This window comes from Rhodococcus sp. IEGM 1354 (genome assembly GCF_030056855.1).
In the GTDB taxonomy this organism is placed as follows: Bacteria; Actinomycetota; Actinomycetes; order Mycobacteriales; family Mycobacteriaceae; genus Rhodococcoides.
This window is the reverse complement of sequence record NZ_JASHKT010000005.1, coordinates 31,438-51,000: the sequence shown is the minus strand read 5'-3', so window position 1 is coordinate 51,000 and position 19,563 is coordinate 31,438. Positions and strand designations below refer to the sequence as shown.

Below are 19,563 nucleotides of genomic sequence, written 5' to 3'. Positions count from 1 at the left end.
ATGGTTTCGACGGGGCTGTTGCGACTAGCCTGGGGGCATGGCAGGAAAGACCAGCACCTCCACCGCCAGGGCCGGATCCAGCGGATCCGGCTCCTCGCGCGCGTCCGGCACCTCTCGCAAGTCCGGTACCGGCCGCACGGCTCGAACCGTCACGACACCCAAGAAGCCCACCGCACCGCGCAACCCGGCGACCACGCGGGCGAGCGCATCGTCTCGCGGTAAGGCGCCCGCGCGAGGTGCCGCGTCGCGGCGACCCCCCGCAAAGAAGAAGTCCCGCGGTGCGCTGGACGCGATCGGTCGCGGAATCGCGTCCACGTGGTCGATGGCGGCTCGGGGTGTCGGTGCCACGACACGCACCGTCAGCAAGGCCGCGGACATCGAGCACGGTCACCGTCGTGACGGAATCGCCCTTGGGCTCATCGCCGTCAGCGTCGTCGTCGCCGCAAGCGTGTGGCTCAGTGCCGGCGGCCCGGTGGGTGATTGGATCGAGGTAGGGATCCGTGCCGTCATCGGCGACGCCGGCTACGTCGCACCTGTGCTGGGGGTAGCGATCGCCGTCGTGCTGATGCGTTCGGAGCCTCGCCCGGAAGTCAGACCACGCCTGGTTCTGGGTTCGATACTGCTGGGCTTGCCCATTCTCGGGCTGTGGCACATGGCGGCGGGGTCACCGACCGACGCGGCCGGTAGGTCCGAAGGAGCGGGCTTCGTCGGCTACGTTGCCGGCGGCCCCATCGCCGACGGCCTGACGGTGTGGCTCGCCGTGCCGTTGCTGCTGCTCGCCGGCCTGTTCGGCGTGCTGCTGCTCACCGGAACCACGGTACGAGACGTACCGGACCGGCTGCGCGCACTGTTCGGCACCGACAGTCGAGGCGACGAATACGACGACTACGACCCGGCGGACTTCGGTTCGGAATTCGGCGACGAGGGCTACGGAGACTACGACTCGAACCTCGACGCCGACGGATACCCGGTGCACGGCACCACCGACCCGTACGACAACTACCCGACCGAGGAGTACATCCCGGTCGTCAAGCCACCACGTGCTCGCAAGACCCCTGCTCCGGCACCGGAGGCCCCCACCGAGGTCATGACGCCTGCCGCGGCCGCGCCGGTCCCGGTGCCCGAGCCTGCCGCGCCCCCGCGGCCGAAGCCCAAGCCGATCGTCAAGGCCGCCGAACCCAAGCCCGCTGCCGACGACGACAAGATCGTCGTCGATCGCGTCGTCGACGGCGACTACACGCTCCCGTCGTTGTCGCTGCTCATCGACGGCGATCCGCCCAAGACGCGCAGCCAGGCGAACGACGCGATGATCGAGGCCATCTCCGAGGTACTCGAGCAGTTCAAGATCGACGCTGCGGTCACCGGATTCACCCGCGGACCGACGGTCACCCGCTACGAGGTGGAGCTCGGACCCGGCGTCAAGGTCGAGAAGATCACTGCGCTGGCCCGCAATATCGCCTACGCGGTCGCGACCGACAACGTGCGATTGCTCGCCCCGATCCCCGGCAAGTCCGCGGTCGGTATCGAGGTGCCGAACTCGGATCGCGAGATGGTCCGCCTGGCCGATGTGCTGACCGCTCCGTCGACCCGCAAGGATCACCACCCTCTCGTGATCGGCCTCGGCAAGGACATCGAAGGCGATTTCGTCAGTGCCAACCTGGCGAAGATGCCGCACCTGCTCGTGGCGGGATCCACCGGTTCGGGTAAATCGAGCTTCGTGAACTCGATGCTCGTGTCGCTGCTGGCACGTGCGACACCCGACGAGGTCCGAATGATCTTGATCGACCCGAAGATGGTGGAGCTGACGCCCTACGAGGGCATTCCGCACCTCATCACCCCGATCATCACGCAGCCGAAGAAAGCTGCTGCGGCGCTGGCCTGGCTCGTCGAGGAGATGGAGCAGCGCTACCAGGACATGCAGATCAACAAGGTCCGCCACATCGACGACTTCAACAAGAAGGTGCGGTCCGGCGAGATCACCGCGCCGTTGGGCAGCGAGCGCGTCTACCGGCCGTACCCCTACATCCTTGCCATCGTCGACGAGCTTGCCGACCTGATGATGACCGCTCCTCGCGACGTCGAGGAAGCGATTGTGCGCATCACCCAGAAGGCGCGCGCCGCAGGTATCCACCTGGTACTCGCCACGCAGCGTCCGTCCGTCGACGTCGTCACCGGTCTGATCAAGACGAACGTGCCCTCACGTCTGGCATTCGCCACGTCGTCGTTGACCGACTCGCGAGTCATCCTCGATCAGCCCGGAGCCGAAAAACTGATCGGCATGGGCGACGCGCTGTTCCTGCCGATGGGTGCGGGCAAGCCGACGCGTCTGCAGGGTGCGTTCATCACGGACGAGGAAATCTCGGCCGTCGTCGACTTCGCCAAGAATCAGGCCGAGCCCGAGTACAACGACACCGTCACCGCCGCGAAGGTCTCGGACAAGAAGGACGTCGACCCCGACATCGGTGACGACCTCGACGTGCTGCTGCAGGCCGTCGAGCTCGTCGTCACCAGCCAGTTCGGCTCGACGTCGATGCTGCAACGCAAGCTACGCGTCGGATTCGCCAAGGCAGGACGACTGATGGACCTCATGGAGAACCGCGGCGTCGTGGGTCCGAGCGAGGGATCGAAAGCCCGCGAGGTACTCGTCAAACCCGACGAACTCGACGGATTGCTGTGGTCCATCAAGGGTGGGGACCCGGACGAGCAGCCGGCGTCCGAGGAGTTCTGACGGGCCCTGCACCTGCGTGAATGGACCATTGCAGCCGTCTGGGCGGTGCAATGGTCCATTCACGGGAACGGGTGGGCAAGCAGACTCAGGCCGTGAACGCGCCCATCACCGGTGTCCATTCGCGGAAGTCGGCCGACTCGATGAGGTTCTCGACGGCGAACGGATCCTGCGCGAACAGTGATTCCACGGATGCAGCGTCGGTGCCCTCGACGAGCAGCAGAGCGCCGCTGTCGTCGGCGAACGGGCCACTGGAGACGAGCGTCTTCTTCTCCAACAAGTCGGCCAGCCACGCCCGGTGTGCCGCGCGATGGGTGTCGCGGCCCGCGGTGGTCGTGGGGGAGTACGTGTAGGTGACGGCGATCAAGGGCATGGAGCTCACTTCCGGATTCGAGGGGTGTCCGGAGAATTCTGTCAGAGCGAAAGCAGCATGCGCGTGTTGCCCAATGTGTTCGGCTTGACGTAGCTCAAGTCGAGGAACTCTGCGACGCCGGTGTCGTAGGACCGGCACATTTCCGCGTAGACCTCGGCAGTGACGGGCGTTCCCTCGATCTCGGAGAACCCGTGCCGGGCGAAGAAATCCACCTCGAAGGTCAACACGAACACCTTCTGCAGCGCCAGCTCGCGTGCCACCTCGATGAGTTTGGCAACGATCAGATGACCGGCTCCGTGCCCCTTGGCTGCGGGGTCGACCGCCACCGTGCGTACCTCACCCAGGTCCGCCCAGAGCACGTGCAGTGCTCCGCATCCGATGACCTCACCAGCGCGTTCGGCAATCCAGAATTCCTGCACTGCCTCGTACAGCGTCACCAGGTTCTTCTCGAGCAGGATTCGACCCGCGTAGATGTCGATCAGCCGCTTGATCTCGGGAATGTCGGAGGTTCGGGCTCGACGCACGACCAGGGTGGCGTCGCCGACGGACTTGCCGTCCACGGTGTCGAAATACTCGTCGGATTCGGGATCGGCGGTGTCGCGACTCGCCCGATTCGGCCCAGAAGTCATGTGGTGAACAGTAGTCACCGATGCAACCGATAAACTTTCCGTGTGTCGTTCAGCGAGCAGTGTCCCCGTCACGACGGGTCGGTGCTGCGCGAACGCCGACATGCCATCGAATGCCCGGTCCGCGACCGAAGAGGGTGTTCGTGACCGGGCCGACAGTGCCGGGCCGCGGTGTCCCGCCCGGCGGTGCTTCGCGCAGTGCAGGGCTGCCGCACGGTAACGCTGCTCCGGGCGGATCGGACGCCGTCCCGCTGCTCAACATCGCCAATGTGCTGACCGTGCTGCGCATCGCTCTGGTGCCCGTTTTCCTTGCGGCGCTCTTCGTCGGAGACGGTCAGGACACCTCGTGGCGGTTGGCGGCGACGGCGATCTTCGCCGCAGCGGCCATCACGGACCGGATCGACGGCCAACTCGCCCGCAAGTACGGACTCGTCACCGATTTCGGGAAGATGGCCGACCCCATCGCCGACAAGGCGCTGATCGGTGCCGCCCTCGTCGGACTGTCGATGCTGGGCGATCTGTCCTGGTGGGTGACGGCGATCATCGGGGTACGCGAGATAGGCATCACCGCGGTTCGTTTCGCTGTCATTCGTCACGGGGTCATTCCGGCCGGTCGTGGCGGCAAGGTCAAGACGCTGGTTCAGACTTTCGCGATCGGCGTGTACCTGTGTCCGCTGCCCAGCGCAGTCGATCCGGTGGCGATGGCGCTGATGGCGCTTGCGGTTCTGCTGACCGTGTACACCGGTATGGACTACGTGGTCCAGGCAATTCGGCTGCGCCGGGGTGTGTCCTCGGTGTGAGTGCATTCGACAAGCGACCACGAGGCGATGCGGGAAGTTACAGTTCTGACAGCCGTGTCGGAGCCCCTTCGGCGCGTGTCGGAGGCGACGGACATATAGGGTCGGGAACCAATCGGACCGGCTGGGACGTTGACCCTACGACGGCTTCGAACGAACGATACGAACGTGGTCGTCTCGACGGCACAGTCGTCGGCATCAGCACCAACGAGGAGGAGCGAGATGGCGCTGCTATTGCGTGAAGCACTCGGCGACAGTTTGCGGCGTACTCGCGTCGCACAGAGCCGCACCCTGCGTGAAGTCTCCAACACCGCGCGCGTGAGCCTCGGCTACCTCTCCGAGGTGGAACGTGGCCGCAAGGAAGCGTCGAGCGAACTTCTCGCTGCGATCTGCGATGCCCTGGCCGTGCCTCTTTCCGATGTGATGAGCGACGTGAGCGTCACGCTGTCGGATGCATCCACTGCCGCTGTGCGTTCCGACGAATCGGCTGTGGCCACCCGCATCGACGGTGATACGCGGGTCGTGATCCCGGCACCTGCTGCCAGAGCTCTTGCCGCCGCCTAAGATCGAACGAGTAGCCGATGTCGGCTGCCGGCCCCACCGAGTCACCCGTACTTCACTGCACTGACAGGTTCATTTCGGTCACTGCGAGAGCAGCCGACCCGCACGCGGCCACCGCGGCGCAACAGATGGAGGCAGGACCACCCCATGGCTAATCCTTTCGTCAAGGCCTGGAAATACATGATGGCCCTCTTCAATTCCAAGATCGACGAGAAGGCCGACCCGAAGGTTCAGATTCAGCAGGCGATCGAAGACGCGCAGCGGCAGCACCAGGCGCTGTCTCAGCAGGCGGCGTCCGTCATCGGCAATCAGCGTCAGCTCGAAATGAAGCTCAGCAGGCAGCTGGACGAGGTCGAGAAGCTCAACGCCAACGCGCGTCAGGCCGTGACGCTGGCCGATCAGGCCGCTACTGCAGGTGACGTCGAGAAAGCCACCCAGTACACCAACGCGGCCGAGGCGTTCGCGGCCCAGCTCGTGACCGCAGAGCAGAGCGTCGAGGATCTCAAGGTTCTGCACGACCAGTCTCTGCAGGCCGCCACGCAGGCCAAGAAGGCAGTCGAGCAGAACGCCATGGCCCTGCAGTCCAAGGTCGCCGAGCGCACCAAACTGCTCAGCCAGCTCGAGCAGGCGAAGATGCAGGAGAAGGTCAGCGAATCGCTGCGCTCGATGGACAGCACGTTGTCGGCACCTGGGAACACCCCCAGTCTCGATGCGGTACGCGACAAGATCGAGCGTCGTTACGCAGACGCGCTCGGTTCCGCCGAGCTCGCTCAGAACTCGGTGTCCGGACGCATGCTCGAGGTTCAGCAGGCATCTGTGCAGATGGCCGGTCACAGCCGGCTCGAGCAGATTCGTGCCTCCATGGCCGGTGACTCCCTGCCCACGGGTAATTCCGCCGCCAAGCCGTCGATCGCCAAGGCCCCGGACGCAACGCCCGAGCCGCCAGCACAGGCGTGATCGACCGAACGCGAAGTTCGTTCGAGTAGACAGTAGTTCCGACACATGAGCAACAAGAATCACGAACCCGGCCGGTCGCGTAAGCGGCCGGCCGTTTCGCTGGACAGGGAGACGGTCACAGCCGCCGTTGCCGAATCCGGAGCGGTGGTCCGGTCACTGGCCGAGACAGCGCGAGCCGCAGGAACCTCACTGCTCGATGCCGCCGGCCGTCGCAAGGACCCACGTGCCAAGCACCTGAAGAAGATTCGACGGGCTCGACGGCGAAGTATCAGATTCGGGGCCGCGTCGACGACCACTGCGGTCGGTACTGCGGGGATAGCTGCGTTGTCGGCACCGGAATGGACTCTGTTCGTCGGTGGTGGTTCTGCCGCGCTCCTGGCTGTTCCTGCAGTGTTCGCATTGGGTCGTTTGCGGCGACTGCGAGGTCAACCGGTTCCGGTGGGACTGCCCGGCAGGCGTTCGCTACCGCAGCGCGGATCTGCCGCATTCGAGCCGATGTCACGATTGGCGGGCGCAGAGCAGAGTCTGTTCGAGCTGCTCGGAATTCTGGCGCGATCGGGCACCATCGCCGCCGAAGACGTCGAAGAGATGATCGGCGTTGCCTCGGATGCGGTGAGGGGCTTGGAAGGTGTTGCCGTCGACATTGCGGCCCTCGAACGTGCGGGAGCGGTAAGCGCATCGACACGCACGCATCTACGGCCCGGAATCGAGGCTGCGGCAAGCGATCTCGCTTCCGGAGTGGATCAGTACGAGGATCTCGTCGCCGCTGCAGTCCGGATGACCGGACCGGCCGGGTCCACGTCGAAGAACGTGGTGGAATCACATCGCCGAGAATTGTTGTCTGCCACCGATCGACTGCAGGGGTGGGCCGACGCGCTCACCGAACTCGACGAAATCCGGTCACGACACCGGTGAGAAGATCAGGGTTCACCCCGATGTGTTCGCCGTGATCGGCTGCCAGTATCGACATAACGCGATACGACCCGGTGCGCGTCATACGGTAGGAGCCGTTCATGTTCTGGAAAATTCTCGGATTCATCGTCCTCGTCTGGATCGCACTTGCCTTGCTGGGCAGCATCATCAAGGGCTTGTTCTGGTTGGTCGTGGCCGGGGCGATCGTCTTCGGGCTGGTGTGGCTCTACAAGGCCATCTCCTCCGGGCACGACCGTTCGTCGCTCGAATACTGACTGCAGGCCGCGTTACGTGCGCAGTGCAGAATCCGCTCCGACGAACACTCGCAACGCGCGCGGCACGCATTCGACCGTGACGGGCAATTCGGCGATGCGTTCGCCGTCTGCGTACGCCACCATGTCGTCGCAGCGTACGGTCACGTTCCGGGCGCTGTAGACCTCGACCTCCGGAAGGTCGACGTGGGCACCCCGATACAACGTCGGCGACAGCGCAAGTAGCCGCGTTCGACTCACATCCCGCACCACAGTGACGGCGAACAGCCCGTCGTCCACTTGTGCGGTCGGGCAGATGGCCATGCCGCCGCCGTAGCTGCTGCCGTTTCCGACGGCGACGAGAACGGCATCCAGGTGCAGCTCGGCGTCGTCCAATTCTATTGTGTACGAGAGCGTTCGGAGAGCAGCCAACTGCAGTACCATGGCCGCGTTGTACCGCAGCGGACCGGCAAGCCACTGCAGGCGGCCGGCGCGCTCGGTGACGAGTGAATCGAAGCCGCTCGACAGGACCGTACCGAACCAACGTGTCCCGACCCTACCGAGATCTATCGACCTCACGACTCCGTCGACCACGAGATCCGCTGCGCGGGTGGGATCGTCGAGGGGGACCCCGAGCGTCCGGGCCAAATCGTTGCCTGTGCCCGCAGGAATCAGGCCGAGCGGAGTGTCGGTTCCCGCCATCACCTGTAGCGCGAGATTGACGACCCCGTCGCCGCCCACGGCAACGACGGCATCCGTTCCGCACCCGATGGCTCGCTTCAACAACTCCAGCGCATCACCCGCCGTCCGGCCCTCGACGGTCGAGACGTCGAGTTCGCGCTCGCGCAGGCGTGCCACGGCGCGCCGCGACGCGTGGACGGCGCGACCACCGCCGGCCGTCGGATTGGTCAGTACGGTCACCGATCGCGTCATGCAGGCTCGAATTCTTCGGTCACTCGATCAGCTTGCCAGGGTCGACGTTTCCTGCGCAGGTCGGCGGCGTGATCGGCACTCGGCAAGGTAAGCCGAAGGATACGGTCGGACGGGCTGACGGCGACTGTGCAACATGGTGTCGCTGTTACTGTGAGGTATAGTAACGATACGAAATGTTTCCGAGTGAAGTACTTTACTTCCGGCCGTTGTGCGAAGGGTGATCTGTGATCGAGCAGCAGGTGTCGAACCCCGCCTCGGTCGAGCCCTCCCCGGGCGCAGCACCCGAGAAGTCGGTGGAGGACACCGTTCTCGACGCCGCACGCTCGTGCATCCTCGAACGAGGAGTCAAGCGCACAACACTCGCCGAGATCGCACGGCGCGCCAAAGTCAGCAGGCCCACGGTGTACCGGCGCTGGGCCGATACCCGAGCAGTGGTGTCGAGCCTGCTCACCCGTGAGATCGCTGCGCTGATTCCGGACTTCGACGCCGCCGCGTCCGGACGCGAGCAGATCGTCGTGGCTGTGATTCAGGCCGGCGATCGAATCAGGCAGCACCCGTTGTTCGTCAAGATTCTGCGGTCCGACTCGGACGTGCTCGCGACTTACATTCTGCACCGCCTCGGTACCAGTCAATCGTTGATCATCGATGCGGTGGCGCGTCTTGTCGAAGCGGGACAACGTGATTCGTCGATCCGCGACGGGGATCCGAATACCCTGGCGACGCTCGTTCTGCTCATGGTCCAGTCCGCCGTCCAGTCCGCCGAGATGGTGTCCGAACGGGTTCCGGGTGGCGAGGTGGTACGTCAGATGGCGGACGCCGTCGACGCCTACCTTCGCCCCCAGCACGCCTGACCGTCGGCTCCGCTGCCCGGCACGATCGGTGATCGTCCAGTGCGGCGATGTGGCACGCTGGGCGCGTGCGAGTAGCAGTGGTGGCCGGCCCGGACCCAGGACATGCGTTTCCCGCTATCGCGTTGTCGCTGTTGTTCAGGCGGGCGGGTGACGATCCGGTCCTGTTCACCGGAAGCCGGTGGGTCGGCGACGCCAGAGCGGCCGGTCTCCGCACGCTGGAACTCGGTGGCCTGCTACCGCGACCGGAGGACGACGATCTCGATGCCGGGCAGCGAATTCATTCGCGCGCAGCCTTTGTCGCGACAGAACTGTTGCCGGACCTCGAGCGCGAGAACGTGGATCTGGTGGTGTCCGATATTCTCACTGCCGGAGGCGGAATGGCCGCCGAGCAACTGGGAATTCCCTGGGTCGAGCTCTCGCCCCACCCTTTGTATTCGCCATCGAAGGGGTTGCCGCCCATCGGAAGTGGGCTCGCGCCCGGTCGCGGTGTCAGAGGGCGTCTTCGCGATACGGTGATGCGCGCGTTGACGGCGCGCTCGATCGCGCAGGGACGTACTCAACGCTCCCTCGCCAGGACGAGTATCGGGCTACCTGCCCGGGATCCGGGCCCGAGTGCTCGACTTATTGCCACCATTCCCGCGTTGGAGGTAGAGCGTCCCGACTGGCCCGAGGACGCGCACGTGATCGGTCCGTTGCTGTGGGAGCCGACCGACGACCTACTCGAGCTGCCCGACGGCGAATCACCGTTGGTGATGGTTGCCCCGTCGACGGCGTTCACCGGTGCCGAGGGAATGCTCGAGATGGCACTGAAAGGGTTGGACGGCACAGGGGTTCGGGTAGTGGCGTCGGTTCTCGACGGGGCTCCCGACGTATTGCCGAACTGGGCGAATGCGGGCCTCGGTCGGCAGGACGAACTTCTGCGTCACGCCGATGTGGTGGTGTGCGGGGGTGGCCATGGCATGTTGGCCAAAGCGCTCATGCACGGAGTTCCGGTGGTGACCGTGCCCGGTGGCGGTGATCAGTGGGAGCTGGCGAATCGGGCTGCGCGGCAGGGGAGTGCCATTATCGTGCGACCCCCTACGGCAACTTCGATTGCCGGCGCGGTGGCCGACGTTCTGGCCGATCCGGGATTCGCCAGGGCTGCAGCCGTGGCCGCGGCCGGCGCGACGTCGGTCGGGGATCCGGTGGAGGTATGTCACGAGGTCCTCGCCCGCAGCGGGCGAGGGACGGGACGTTAGGGTTGACGATGTGCGTCTGACCGAATTTCGTGAACTGCTCACCGAGGAGTTCGGCTCCGTTCGTGGCAATTCCCTGCTGGCCGATCATGTGCTGTCCGGGATCGGACGAACCGGGGCTCAGGCCATCGAGGAGGGCGTCGACCCGAGGGAAGTATGGCGCTCGATCTGCTACGAGTTCGACGTTCCGAAAGAACGCTGGTAGCTCAGTAGTTCGGATCGAGTTTGCTCGGCGTGTCGAACGTCGTGGTAGTTGACTCGAACACGTGTTCCCCTATGCTGGTGTCAACGGTTGCTGAGCGGTCCAGAGAAACTTCTTGTCGGTACCCCGTTCTAGCGTTACCGACGACAAAGCTGATCGACACGACACAGCTGAACGACACGACACAGGGAGCTCACGATGGCTGCATACGATCGCGACAAAGCGCTCGATCTCGCACTCGCGCAGATCGACAAGAACTTCGGCAAGGGTTCGGTGATGCGCCTCGGTGACGAGGTCCGCCAGCCCATCGCCGTCATCCCTACGGGATCGATCGCGCTCGACGTGGCACTCGGCATCGGAGGGTTGCCGCGTGGACGTGTCATCGAGGTCTACGGCCCGGAGTCCTCGGGTAAGACCACCGTAGCCTTGCATGCCGTGGCCAGTGCTCAGCGGGCCGGCGGCATCGCCGCCTTCATCGACGCGGAGCACGCATTGGATCCGGACTACGCGAAGAAGCTCGGTGTCGACACCGATGCACTGCTGGTCTCGCAGCCCGATACCGGTGAGCAAGCCCTCGAAATCGCCGACATGCTGATCCGTTCGGGTGCGCTCGACATTCTCGTGATCGACTCGGTGGCGGCTCTCGTACCGCGCGCCGAGATCGAAGGCGAGATGGGCGACAGTCACGTGGGTCTGCAGGCTCGTCTGATGAGCCAGGCGCTGCGTAAGATCACCGGCGCGATGAGCAATTCCGGCACCACCGTCATCTTTATCAACCAGTTGCGCGAGAAGATCGGCGTCATGTTCGGCTCTCCCGAAACCACCACCGGTGGTAAGGCATTGAAGTTCTACGCCTCGGTTCGCCTCGACATCCGCCGCATCGAAACCCTGAAGGACGGAACCGACGCCATCGGTAACCGCACTCGGGTCAAGGTCGTCAAGAACAAGGTCGCGCCGCCGTTCAAGCAGGCCGAGTTCGACATCATCTACGGCAAGGGCATCAGCCGCGAGGGCTCGTTGATCGACATGGGCGTCGAGCACGGCTTCATTCGTAAGTCGGGTTCCTGGTTCACCTACGAAGGTGACCAGCTCGGCCAGGGCAAGGAGAATGCCCGCAAGTTCATGCTCGAGAACCCCGATGTGCGGGACGAGATCGAGAAGAAGATCATGGAGAAGCTGCAGATCGGCGCGGACGTCACAGCGGAGGATCCCGCAGCCGCTCCGGTCGACTTCTAACCCGTTGCTGCTGTGCAGCAGCGAGACGACGGCGGCGGCACCGAAGCGCAGGCGAAAGATGTCTGCCTCCGGTTGCTGACCGACCGAGCGCGCAGTAGGCACGAACTCGAAACGAATCTTGCCAAAAAGGGATTCACCGCCGAGATCGCGGACGCAGTTCTCGACCGTCTCGAAAAAGCGAAGCTCGTCGACGACGAATCTTTTGCGCAACAGTGGGTTCAATCCCGGCACAAATACTCGGGCAAGGGCAAACGCGCACTGAGCATGGAGTTACGGAACAAAGGCGTCAGCAACGAGTTGGCTGTGAACGCCCTCGATCTGATCGATTCCGAAGACGAACGGCAACGTGCTGCGGAGTTGGTGCGCAAGAGATTCCGAACGCTACATCTGCCGGATCCGGACGGGCCCGACGCGCGAGCCGAACGTGACAAAGTAGTGCGCAAGTTGGTCGGGATGCTGGCCCGCCGCGGCTATTCGCAGGGAATGGCATTCGCCGTGGTCAAGGAACAACTCGATCGCGCAGGAGCCGACACCGAAGACTTCGACGGCCCAGATTCGATGTGATCGTCCACCTCGAGTAGGAGCCGTCGAGAAACAGTATGGCCCGCAACACCATCGGTGTTGCGGGCCATACTTGTTCAGGATTTTCGAATGTTTCGGCCGAAGCGCGATCAGGCCGCCTGACCGCCGTCGAGAGCCGGAACCACTTCGGTCGCGCCGGCCTTGCGCTTACGAGAACGCAGACGCCGCTCGACCACGGTGGCCAGTTTCGTCAATGCCGAGTTGATGATGATCATGATGACGGCGACGATGATCAGCGACGGAAGGTAGTTGCTGTAGAACGCGCCGACCTGCTGACCGGAACGGACGACTTCGACGTACCCGATGATGTATCCCAGCGCCGAGTCCTTCAGTGCCACCACCATCTGCGAGATGATGGCGGGCAGCATCGCGGTCACGGCCTGGGGGAGCAGTACCAGGGTCATGACCTGGCTCTTGCGCATGCCCAGCGCCGAGGCGGCTTCGCGCTGACCCTTCGGCAGTGAATTGACTCCGGCACGTACGATCTCGGCGATCACCGATCCGTTGTACAGAGTCAGGCCGGTGACCACCGCGGCCAACGCCAGGTACTTGACCTTGAAGACCTCGTAATCGGCGTACACCGCGTACAGGAAGATCATCAGGATCAGCACGGGGACCGCACGGAACAATTCGACGATCGCACCGCTGACGATCCGTACAGCACGGTGATCCGAGAGGCGGCCGATGCCGAGGACGGCACCGAGAATCAGGGCGAACACGATCGACAATGCCGCCGCGACCAGAGTTCCCTGAATACCGGGCAGCAGATACGTCGTCCACGTTGTCGATTCGAGGAACGGATCCCACTTCTCGGCGGTGAGCTGCCCCTTCGAGTCGAGGGCACGGTAGATCAAAAATGCGATTCCGAGCGAGATCACCGCGACGACGACAGTCAGAATGCGGTATCGCAGTACCGCTTTCGGTCCGGGAACGTCGTACAGAACTGCTACTGCATCACTCATCATGACACCGCCAATCGCTTGCTGATGTAACCGAACAGCAACCCGGTCGGGAGCGTCAAGATCATGAAGACGAGCGCGAAGATTCCGCCGACGACGAAGATCGCGGCCTCGTTCTCGATCATGTTCTTCATCAGGAACGACGCCTCGGCGACGCCGATGACCGATGCGATGGTCGTGTTCTTCGTCAATGCGATCACGACGCTTCCCAGCGGGCCGACCACCGCGCGGAACGCCTGAGGAAGAACGACGATCGAGATGTTCTGGGTGAACGTCATTCCCAACGAGCGGCCAGCTTCGGCCTGCCCGACCGGGACGGTGTTGATGCCCGATCGCAGTGACTCGGCCACGAACGACGCGGTGTAGATGCTCAGCCCGAGGATTGCCAATCGAAAGTTGTTGTCGTCGAGTGAGGTCGGTGAGGACTCCGACGCCAGAGAAACGCCCATTGTCTGATACAGCCCGAACGAGGTGAACAGAATGATCAGGGTCAATGGGGTGTTACGAAAGATGGTGACGTACGTCGCCGCAATTCCGCGCGCAATCGGGATGGGTGACACGCGCATCGCGGCGATGATCGTTCCGATGACCAATGCACCGACGAGGGAAGCCAACGTCAGGTAGATGGTCGAGAGGAACGCGTCGATCAGTTGATCGCCGTACTTGCTCAATAGGTTCACGGTGCTTGTTGATCCTCACGGCTCGGCGAGATCGAGCCGTCGTGTCCCGCCCGCGACGAGCGGGACACGACGGCGTGGTCGATCAGTAGCAGTCGATCAGTAACGGTCGACGGTGGGCGGGCTCGGCAGCGGGTAGCCCGACGCGCCGACCGTGTCGTTGAATGCCTGCTCCCAGGCACCGCTGGTCACCATCTCTTCGATGGCGTCGTTGATCTTGTTGCGTCCGTCGGTGTCGTCCTTGTTCAGGCCGATGCCGTAGTTCTCCGTGGTGAAGGGCTCACCGACCACCTTGAACTGACCGGGGGACTGAGCGGCGTAACCGGCGAGGATGATGTCGTCGGTGGTGACGGCGTCCACGGTGCCGTTGCGCAGTGCTTCGACGCAGGCGGAGTAGGTGTCGAACGGCTGAAGCTGGACTCCCGGGTACTCGTCGGCGATGTTCTGTGCCGGGGTGGAACCGGTGACCGAGCACAGCTTCTTGCCCTCGAGTGAATCGGGACCGGTGATGTCGGTGTTGTCCTGCTTCACCAGGAGCGACTGACCTGCTACGAAGTACGGTCCGGCGAAGCCGACCTTCTCCTTGCGGGTGTCCGTGATGGAGTAGGTGGCGACGATGTAGTCGACCTCACCGTTCTGGATCAGCGTCTCGCGCTGCGCGGACGGGGATTCCTTGAATTCGATGTTCGCCTCGTCGACACCGAGCTTGTCTGCGACGTACTTGGCCACCTCGACGTCGAAGCCGCTGAACGAGCCGTCCGGATTGCGGAGGCCGAGGCCCGGCTGGTCGAACTTGATTCCGACGATGAGGCTGCCGTTCTCGGCGCTGCTCGAGATGGTGCGCGCTTCTTCGCCGCCGCCACAGGCGGTGGCGACGATGGACAGAGCGGCGATGGCGACACCGAGGCGAAGCGGTCGGGTGATTCTCACAGTGAATGTCCTTCGGATAGGTCTTGTGTGCGGGGACGAGCGGTGAATCTGATCAGTGACCGAGGATCTTGCCGAGGAAGTCCTTGGCGCGTTCGGACTTCGGGGACTTGAAGAAGGTTTCGGGATCGGTGTCCTCGACGACGGCACCGTCGGCCATGAAGATGACTCGGTCGCCTGCCTTGCGGGCGAAGCCCATCTCGTGGGTGACGACGAGCATGGTCATGCCCTCCTTGGCCAGCGAGGTCATGACGTCGAGTACCTCGTTGACCATCTCCGGATCCAGGGCCGAGGTGGGCTCGTCGAAGAGCATCACCTTGGGGTTCATGGCGAGTGAGCGGGCGATGGCCACGCGCTGTTGCTGACCTCCCGACAGCTGAGCCGGGTACTTGTCTGCCTGGTTGGCGATGCCCACGCGTTCGAGCAGAGCCAGTGCGCTCTTCTCGGCCTCGTCCTTCTTGAGCTTTCTCACCTTCATCGGTGCCAGCATGACGTTCTGCAGGATGGTCTTGTGTGCGAAGAGGTTGAACGACTGGAAGACCATGCCGACATCCGCACGCAGTGCAGCGAGGGCCTTGCCCTCGGCGGGGAGTAGATCCCCGTCGACCTCGATGGCACCGGAATCGATCGGCTCCAACCGGTTGATCGTCCGGCACAGCGTCGACTTACCGGATCCGGACGGACCCACGACGATGACGACCTGGCCGGCCGGCACTTCGAGATTGATGTCTTTGAGTACGTGCAGATCACCGAAGTGCTTGTCGACGGATTTGAGCGAGATCATCGAAGGGGCGCCCGGCGGTGGTGTCGCTGCCGGGGCGTCGGTGGCGTGCGTCATAGGTGGAAACCCTATGCGTAGTTTCCTCGCCGACCGGCGTTTTCGCCCGCAGTCTTCGATTATGTAATGGAAACTTTACTGTCGGCTCGCATAGCGCCTGCACAGTCCGCGGAGGGCCCCGTGACCCCGGCGTGTCCGCCCGTGCGATGGACGTACCCTGAAGAGGTGCAAACGAGTGTTTTTTCGACCGTGGACGTGACCGATCGCGGGAGCGTCGACCCCGAGACGGCCAGTGCCCCATCGGCGGCAGGTGCCCGCAGCTACGAGGTGCGCACACACGGCTGCCAGATGAACGTTCACGATTCCGAACGCCTGTCCGGGCTGCTCGAAGAGGCTGGTTACGTGCCCGCCGACGCCGGTACCGACGCAGATCTCGTGGTGTTCAACACGTGCGCTGTACGCGAGAACGCGGACAACAAGCTGTACGGAAACCTCGGCATGCTCCGGCCCGCGAAGACGCGAAACCCCAATATGCAGATTGCCGTCGGCGGTTGCCTGGCGCAGAAGGACCGCAACACCGTCGTGGACAGGGCTCCGTGGGTGGACGTGGTCTTCGGTACGCACAACATCGGGTCGCTGCCGGTACTGCTCGAGCGCGCCCGGCACAACGAGCAGGCTCAGGTCGAGATACTCGAGTCTCTCGACGCCTTCCCGTCCACCCTGCCGGCCAAGCGGGAGTCCGCGTACGCCGGCTGGGTATCGATTTCGGTGGGCTGCAACAACACTTGCACTTTCTGCATCGTTCCGGCGCTGCGCGGCAAGGAGATCGACCGCAGGCCGGGCGACATCCTCGCCGAGGTACAGGCTTTGGTGGACCAGGGCGTGCTCGAGGTGACGCTGCTGGGGCAGAACGTCAACGCCTACGGTGCCTCGTTTGCCGACCCCGATCTACCTCGCGACCGCGGGGCGTTCGCCGCGCTGCTGACCGCGTGCGGATCCATCGAAGGACTCGAGCGAGTGCGGTTCACGTCTCCGCATCCGGCCGAGTTCACCGACGACGTCATCGAGGCGATGGCATCGACCCCGAACATCTGTCCCACTCTGCACATGCCGCTGCAGTCCGGCTCGGACCGAATCCTCAAGGCGATGCGCAGGTCCTATCGACAGACGAAGTTCATGGGCATCATCGACAAGGTTCGCGCGGCCATGCCGCACGCGGCCATCACCACCGACATCATCGTCGGCTTCCCCGGCGAGACCGAAGAAGATTTCGAGCAGACGCTCGAGGTGGTGCGGCGCGCGAAGTTCGCCAACGCGTACACCTTCCAGTACTCCAAGCGCCCGGGCACCCCGGCAGCCGACATGCCCGATCAGGTACCGAAAGAGGTTGTACAGGAACGGTATCTGCGGTTGATCGCGTTGCAGGAGGAGATCGTCCTGGCCGCGAATCAGGCCCTGATCGGCACCGAGGTCGAATTGCTCGTCGCCACCGGTGAGGGGCGCAAGAACAACGCAACTCATCGGATGAGCGGACGCGCCAGGGACGGCCGACTGGTGCACTTCGCCGTCGACGCCGAGCGGGCGGGCGACATTCGCCCGGGCGACGTCGTCACGACGACCCTGACCGCCGCGGCCCCGTACCACCTGATCGCCGACGCCGGAGTGCTGACGCACCGACGGACCGCGGCAGGCGACGCCCACGAACGCGGCATCATGCCGAAGACGGCCCCGATCGGGGTCGGTCTCGGACTTCCCTCGATCGGTGCCCCGGCACCGCTTCCGGTTCAGACAGGATGCACCGTATGACAGACACAGATGGACCCGATCGCGTCGTACCCTCGCGAACCGCCGAGGAACTCGGACGAACCGAGCGAGCGGTGATGACCGAGCTGGATCCGGGAGCGCGAGCCATGGTGGTGGCCGGTCTCGTGCTGGTCCTGTTGGTCACGTTCGCGTTGCCGCACACCGGATCGGCCACAGGATTCGACGTGCTGACGGGCAGCGACGCAGCGGTCGCGGAATCGATTGCCCTGCCGTCGCGCGTTTTCGTCGTGCTGGTGCTGACGTTCGGTGTGGTGATGTCGGTGCTCGCGCTGGTCACCCGCGTCTGGGCGCTGGCCTGGGCCGCCCTCGCCGGGTGCGCGGTGTCGTCGGTGTACGGGATGCTCTCGATCTGGACGCGGCAGACCGTTCCGGACAACCTGCAAGGCGGCGGACCGGGAATCGGTCTCGTCATCGCGTGGATCGCGGTGATGGTGTTGACGTTCCACTGGCTCAAAGCGGTCTGGAACAAGACCAACTCTCAGCTCGCCGCACAAGAACAGCGCCGCATCGCAGCGGCGTCGGGTGAGCAGAAGCTGCGCCTGTGGGACGGCCACTCGAACCCCTGAGTCCGTGTGGCCGCCCGCACCCCAGGTCACAGCTCGTCGACGGCACTCTCCGCGGCATCGGCCCATTCACGCCACTGCTGGGCCTGAGCACGCGCCCGCTCGGCATCCTTGGTCTTGCCTGCCGCCGTCGCCTTGGCAGCTTGATCCTCGAACTGGGCCACTCGCTCACGGAACTGGGCCGCGCGGGCAACCGCCTCGGGATCGGACCGACGCCACTGAGACTCCACGGCGTCGTGGACGGACTTCTCGATCGCCCGGAGCTTGCCTTCGAGTTCCTGCATCTTCTCGCGCGGAACCTTCCCGATGGCATCCCACTTGTCCTGCAGATCACGCAACGCCGCACGAGCAGCGTCGAGGTCTTTGCTCGGATCGATATGTGTCTTCGCCAACAACGCTTCCTTGGCCTCGGCGTTGGCCTCGAACTCCGCGTCGCGCTCCGACGCCGCGGCATTGCGCGCCGCGAAGAACACGTCCTGAGCGGCCTTGAAGTTCTTCCACAACGCGTCATCGGCGTCCCGCGGAGCTCGGCCCGACGCTTTCCACTCCACCAGCAGGTCACGGAATGCCGCTGCAGTGGGACCCCAATCGGTGGATGAGGACAACGCCTTGGCGCGCTCGACCAGCTCCTCCTTGCGGGTCTTGGCTGCTCCTCTCTCCCGATCGAGATCGGCGAAATGCGCCCCACGCCGTCGGTTGAAGTTCTCCCGGGCTTTCGAGTACCGCTTCCACAGCGCATCGTCGATCTTTCGATCCACCCCGCGGATCGTCTTCCATTCGTCCAGAATCTCGCGCAACCGATCCCCGGCATGCTTCCACTGCGTCGATTCGCTGCCGATCTGCTCGGCCTCGGCGGCGAGGGCTTCCTTGCGAGCAGTGTGCTCGGCGCGTTCGAGCTCTTTCTCCTGCTTGGCGACGGCCGCTGCTGCGTCGGAATGCTCGACGACGGCGTGGAGTCGGCGAGCCAGCAGATCGAGGTCGCCGATCACCGCAGCCGTCGGCAGGCTCTCCAGCAGTGCAGAGGCGGCGGCCTTGGTTTTCTTGGCATCGCCGGTCCCCGACGTCAGTCGGGCCTCGAGCAGTCCGACCTCGGTGGCCAGATCGTCGTAGCGCCGCCCGAAATGTGCGAGGCCCTCGGCTGCGTCGCCCGCTTGCCAGGATCCGACCTGACGTTCGCCGTCCGAGGTGGTCACCCACGCAGTGCCGTCGTCGTCTACTCGGCCGTACTTGCTCGGATCGCTCGCCGGCGCGACCGCCGGGACGACGGTGGGCACATGCGCGGCCGTCGGGTGTGGCTTGGCTGCAGACGATCCGCCGGGGCGGGGTGCGCCGGGACGAGGAGAAGCAGAACTCGGTCCGCCGGGCTTCGGCCCGCCGCCCGGTTTGGGGCCGCCGCCTGGCTTGGGTCCACCGGTCGGGGCTGTACCGGTCGCGTCAGCGCCGGGTTGGTCGGCGGGTGCAACCGACGACGGGGCGTCGGGGGTGGCGGGGGTACCGGCGTTCGGGTCGGTCATTGTTCCTCATCTCTGCCGCGCGTCACGGCTGCCTACGATCGCGATCTGGACACCATTGAACTCGGTGACGACCGATCGGA

The 19,563-nt window shown here is 64.4% G+C and carries 21 protein-coding genes; 13 read left to right on the top strand and 8 right to left on the bottom strand.

Translation table 11 applies throughout. The annotated features are described in order from the left end of the window. Positions 1-37 precede the first annotated feature (37 nt). Positions 38-2,728, top strand: a complete 2,691-nt coding sequence (locus QM588_RS12340; protein WP_283313655.1) for a DNA translocase FtsK — start codon at positions 38-40, stop codon at positions 2,726-2,728. Between the two features lie 85 nt (positions 2,729-2,813). Here the strand turns inward: QM588_RS12340 and QM588_RS12335 are convergent, their stop codons facing one another. Beyond that, complete coding sequence (locus QM588_RS12335; protein WP_283314126.1) at positions 2,814-3,098, bottom strand: YciI family protein; 285 nt, start codon at positions 3,096-3,098, stop codon at positions 2,814-2,816. Positions 3,099-3,139: 41 nt separating this feature from the next. After that, positions 3,140-3,727, bottom strand: coding sequence for an amino-acid N-acetyltransferase (locus tag QM588_RS12330; RefSeq protein WP_283313653.1), 588 nt, complete (start codon positions 3,725-3,727; stop codon positions 3,140-3,142). Positions 3,728-3,930: 203 nt separating this feature from the next. On the opposite strand from QM588_RS12330, the gene pgsA reads away from it, so the two are divergent. The 5 genes from pgsA (at position 3,931) to QM588_RS12305 (ending at position 7,226) form a co-directional block, all read left to right on the top strand. Then, positions 3,931-4,524: a CDP-diacylglycerol--glycerol-3-phosphate 3-phosphatidyltransferase gene (pgsA, locus tag QM588_RS12325; protein ID WP_283314124.1), complete on the top strand. Its 594-nt coding sequence runs from the start codon at positions 3,931-3,933 to the stop codon at positions 4,522-4,524. Between the two features lie 219 nt (positions 4,525-4,743). Continuing rightward, positions 4,744-5,085, top strand: a complete 342-nt coding sequence (locus QM588_RS12320) for a helix-turn-helix domain-containing protein (RefSeq protein ID WP_032407083.1) — start codon at positions 4,744-4,746, stop codon at positions 5,083-5,085. A 144-nt stretch (positions 5,086-5,229) separates the two neighbouring features. Further along, positions 5,230-6,039 carry a PspA/IM30 family protein gene (locus QM588_RS12315; RefSeq protein ID WP_027496827.1) on the top strand — a complete coding sequence of 270 codons (810 nt, stop codon included), beginning with the start codon at positions 5,230-5,232 and terminating at the stop codon, positions 6,037-6,039. Between the two features lie 45 nt (positions 6,040-6,084). Next, complete coding sequence (gene pspM / locus QM588_RS12310; protein ID WP_283313650.1) at positions 6,085-6,954, top strand: phage shock envelope stress response protein PspM; 870 nt, start codon at positions 6,085-6,087, stop codon at positions 6,952-6,954. A gap of 98 nt (positions 6,955-7,052) precedes the next feature. Then, complete coding sequence (locus tag QM588_RS12305) at positions 7,053-7,226, top strand: hypothetical protein (RefSeq protein WP_283313647.1); 174 nt, start codon at positions 7,053-7,055, stop codon at positions 7,224-7,226. Between the two features lie 12 nt (positions 7,227-7,238). On the opposite strand, the gene QM588_RS12300 is transcribed toward QM588_RS12305, so the two are convergent. Beyond that, positions 7,239-8,135 carry a diacylglycerol kinase gene (locus QM588_RS12300; RefSeq protein WP_283313646.1) on the bottom strand — a complete coding sequence of 299 codons (897 nt, stop codon included), beginning with the start codon at positions 8,133-8,135 and terminating at the stop codon, positions 7,239-7,241. A gap of 239 nt (positions 8,136-8,374) precedes the next feature. Here QM588_RS12300 and QM588_RS12295 point away from each other — a divergent pair, with 239 nt between their 5' ends. The 5 genes from QM588_RS12295 (at position 8,375) to QM588_RS12275 (ending at position 12,223) form a co-directional block, all read left to right on the top strand. Continuing rightward, positions 8,375-8,986, top strand: a complete 612-nt coding sequence (locus QM588_RS12295; protein WP_442972919.1) for a TetR/AcrR family transcriptional regulator — start codon at positions 8,375-8,377, stop codon at positions 8,984-8,986. Positions 8,987-9,051: 65 nt separating this feature from the next. Continuing rightward, positions 9,052-10,224, top strand: a complete 1,173-nt coding sequence (locus QM588_RS12290; RefSeq protein WP_283313642.1) for a glycosyltransferase — start codon at positions 9,052-9,054, stop codon at positions 10,222-10,224. A gap of 10 nt (positions 10,225-10,234) precedes the next feature. Next, complete coding sequence (locus QM588_RS12285) at positions 10,235-10,426, top strand: DUF3046 domain-containing protein (RefSeq protein WP_206490592.1); 192 nt, start codon at positions 10,235-10,237, stop codon at positions 10,424-10,426. A gap of 195 nt (positions 10,427-10,621) precedes the next feature. Further along, the gene (gene recA, locus QM588_RS12280) at positions 10,622-11,659 is read left to right on the top strand and encodes a recombinase RecA (protein ID WP_037189523.1); all 1,038 of its coding nucleotides are present in this window, start codon (positions 10,622-10,624) and stop codon (positions 11,657-11,659) included. A 12-nt stretch (positions 11,660-11,671) separates the two neighbouring features. Beyond that, entirely contained in the window at positions 11,672-12,223 is a 552-nt protein-coding gene (locus QM588_RS12275; RefSeq protein WP_283313640.1) for a regulatory protein RecX, read from the top strand. Positions 12,224-12,330: 107 nt separating this feature from the next. Here the strand turns inward: QM588_RS12275 and QM588_RS12270 are convergent, their stop codons facing one another. The 4 genes from QM588_RS12270 to QM588_RS12255 form a co-directional block, all read right to left on the bottom strand. Beyond that, on the bottom strand, positions 12,331-13,203 hold the full coding sequence (locus QM588_RS12270) for an amino acid ABC transporter permease (protein WP_283313638.1): 873 nt from the start codon (positions 13,201-13,203) through the stop codon (positions 12,331-12,333). Then, on the bottom strand, positions 13,203-13,880 hold the full coding sequence (locus tag QM588_RS12265) for an amino acid ABC transporter permease (RefSeq protein ID WP_283313636.1): 678 nt from the start codon (positions 13,878-13,880) through the stop codon (positions 13,203-13,205). The genes QM588_RS12270 and QM588_RS12265 overlap by 1 nt, the downstream gene beginning before the upstream one ends. 96 nt (positions 13,881-13,976) lie before the next feature. Continuing rightward, positions 13,977-14,807 (bottom strand): glutamate ABC transporter substrate-binding protein, encoded by an 831-nt coding sequence (locus QM588_RS12260; RefSeq protein ID WP_283313635.1) that lies wholly within the window; start codon positions 14,805-14,807, stop codon positions 13,977-13,979. Between the two features lie 52 nt (positions 14,808-14,859). Next, positions 14,860-15,588, bottom strand: a complete 729-nt coding sequence (locus QM588_RS12255) for an amino acid ABC transporter ATP-binding protein (RefSeq protein WP_174557262.1) — start codon at positions 15,586-15,588, stop codon at positions 14,860-14,862. Positions 15,589-15,837: 249 nt separating this feature from the next. Between QM588_RS12255 and miaB the strand changes: the two genes are divergently transcribed. Further along, the gene (gene miaB, locus QM588_RS12250) at positions 15,838-17,388 is read left to right on the top strand and encodes a tRNA (N6-isopentenyl adenosine(37)-C2)-methylthiotransferase MiaB (RefSeq protein WP_072692104.1); all 1,551 of its coding nucleotides are present in this window, start codon (positions 15,838-15,840) and stop codon (positions 17,386-17,388) included. Then, the gene (locus QM588_RS12245) at positions 17,385-17,972 is read left to right on the top strand and encodes an Rv2732c family membrane protein (protein ID WP_032366619.1); all 588 of its coding nucleotides are present in this window, start codon (positions 17,385-17,387) and stop codon (positions 17,970-17,972) included. The genes miaB and QM588_RS12245 overlap by 4 nt, the downstream gene beginning before the upstream one ends. Positions 17,973-17,998: 26 nt before the next feature. Here the strand turns inward: QM588_RS12245 and QM588_RS12240 are convergent, their stop codons facing one another. Continuing rightward, the gene (locus QM588_RS12240; protein ID WP_283313631.1) at positions 17,999-19,483 is read right to left on the bottom strand and encodes a DUF349 domain-containing protein; all 1,485 of its coding nucleotides are present in this window, start codon (positions 19,481-19,483) and stop codon (positions 17,999-18,001) included. Positions 19,484-19,563: the final 80 nt, after the last annotated feature.

Bases quoted from the DNA above. Each gene is read 5' to 3' on its own strand.
- QM588_RS12340 (WP_283313655.1), top strand. From the start codon at position 38: ATGGCAGGAAAGACCAGCACCTCCACCGCCAGGGCCGGATCCAGCGGA.
- QM588_RS12335 (WP_283314126.1), bottom strand. From the start codon at position 3,098: ATGCCCTTGATCGCCGTCACCTACACGTACTCCCCCACGACCACCGCG.
- QM588_RS12330 (WP_283313653.1), bottom strand. From the start codon at position 3,727: ATGACTTCTGGGCCGAATCGGGCGAGTCGCGACACCGCCGATCCCGAA.
- QM588_RS12320 (WP_032407083.1), top strand. From the start codon at position 4,744: ATGGCGCTGCTATTGCGTGAAGCACTCGGCGACAGTTTGCGGCGTACT.
- QM588_RS12315 (WP_027496827.1), top strand. From the start codon at position 5,230: ATGGCTAATCCTTTCGTCAAGGCCTGGAAATACATGATGGCCCTCTTC.
- pspM (WP_283313650.1), top strand. From the start codon at position 6,085: ATGAGCAACAAGAATCACGAACCCGGCCGGTCGCGTAAGCGGCCGGCC.
- QM588_RS12305 (WP_283313647.1), top strand. From the start codon at position 7,053: ATGTTCTGGAAAATTCTCGGATTCATCGTCCTCGTCTGGATCGCACTT.
- QM588_RS12300 (WP_283313646.1), bottom strand. From the start codon at position 8,135: ATGACGCGATCGGTGACCGTACTGACCAATCCGACGGCCGGCGGTGGT.
- recA (WP_037189523.1), top strand. From the start codon at position 10,622: ATGGCTGCATACGATCGCGACAAAGCGCTCGATCTCGCACTCGCGCAG.
- QM588_RS12270 (WP_283313638.1), bottom strand. From the start codon at position 13,203: ATGAGTGATGCAGTAGCAGTTCTGTACGACGTTCCCGGACCGAAAGCG.
- QM588_RS12255 (WP_174557262.1), bottom strand. From the start codon at position 15,588: ATGATCTCGCTCAAATCCGTCGACAAGCACTTCGGTGATCTGCACGTA.
- QM588_RS12245 (WP_032366619.1), top strand. From the start codon at position 17,385: ATGACAGACACAGATGGACCCGATCGCGTCGTACCCTCGCGAACCGCC.
- QM588_RS12240 (WP_283313631.1), bottom strand. From the start codon at position 19,483: ATGACCGACCCGAACGCCGGTACCCCCGCCACCCCCGACGCCCCGTCG.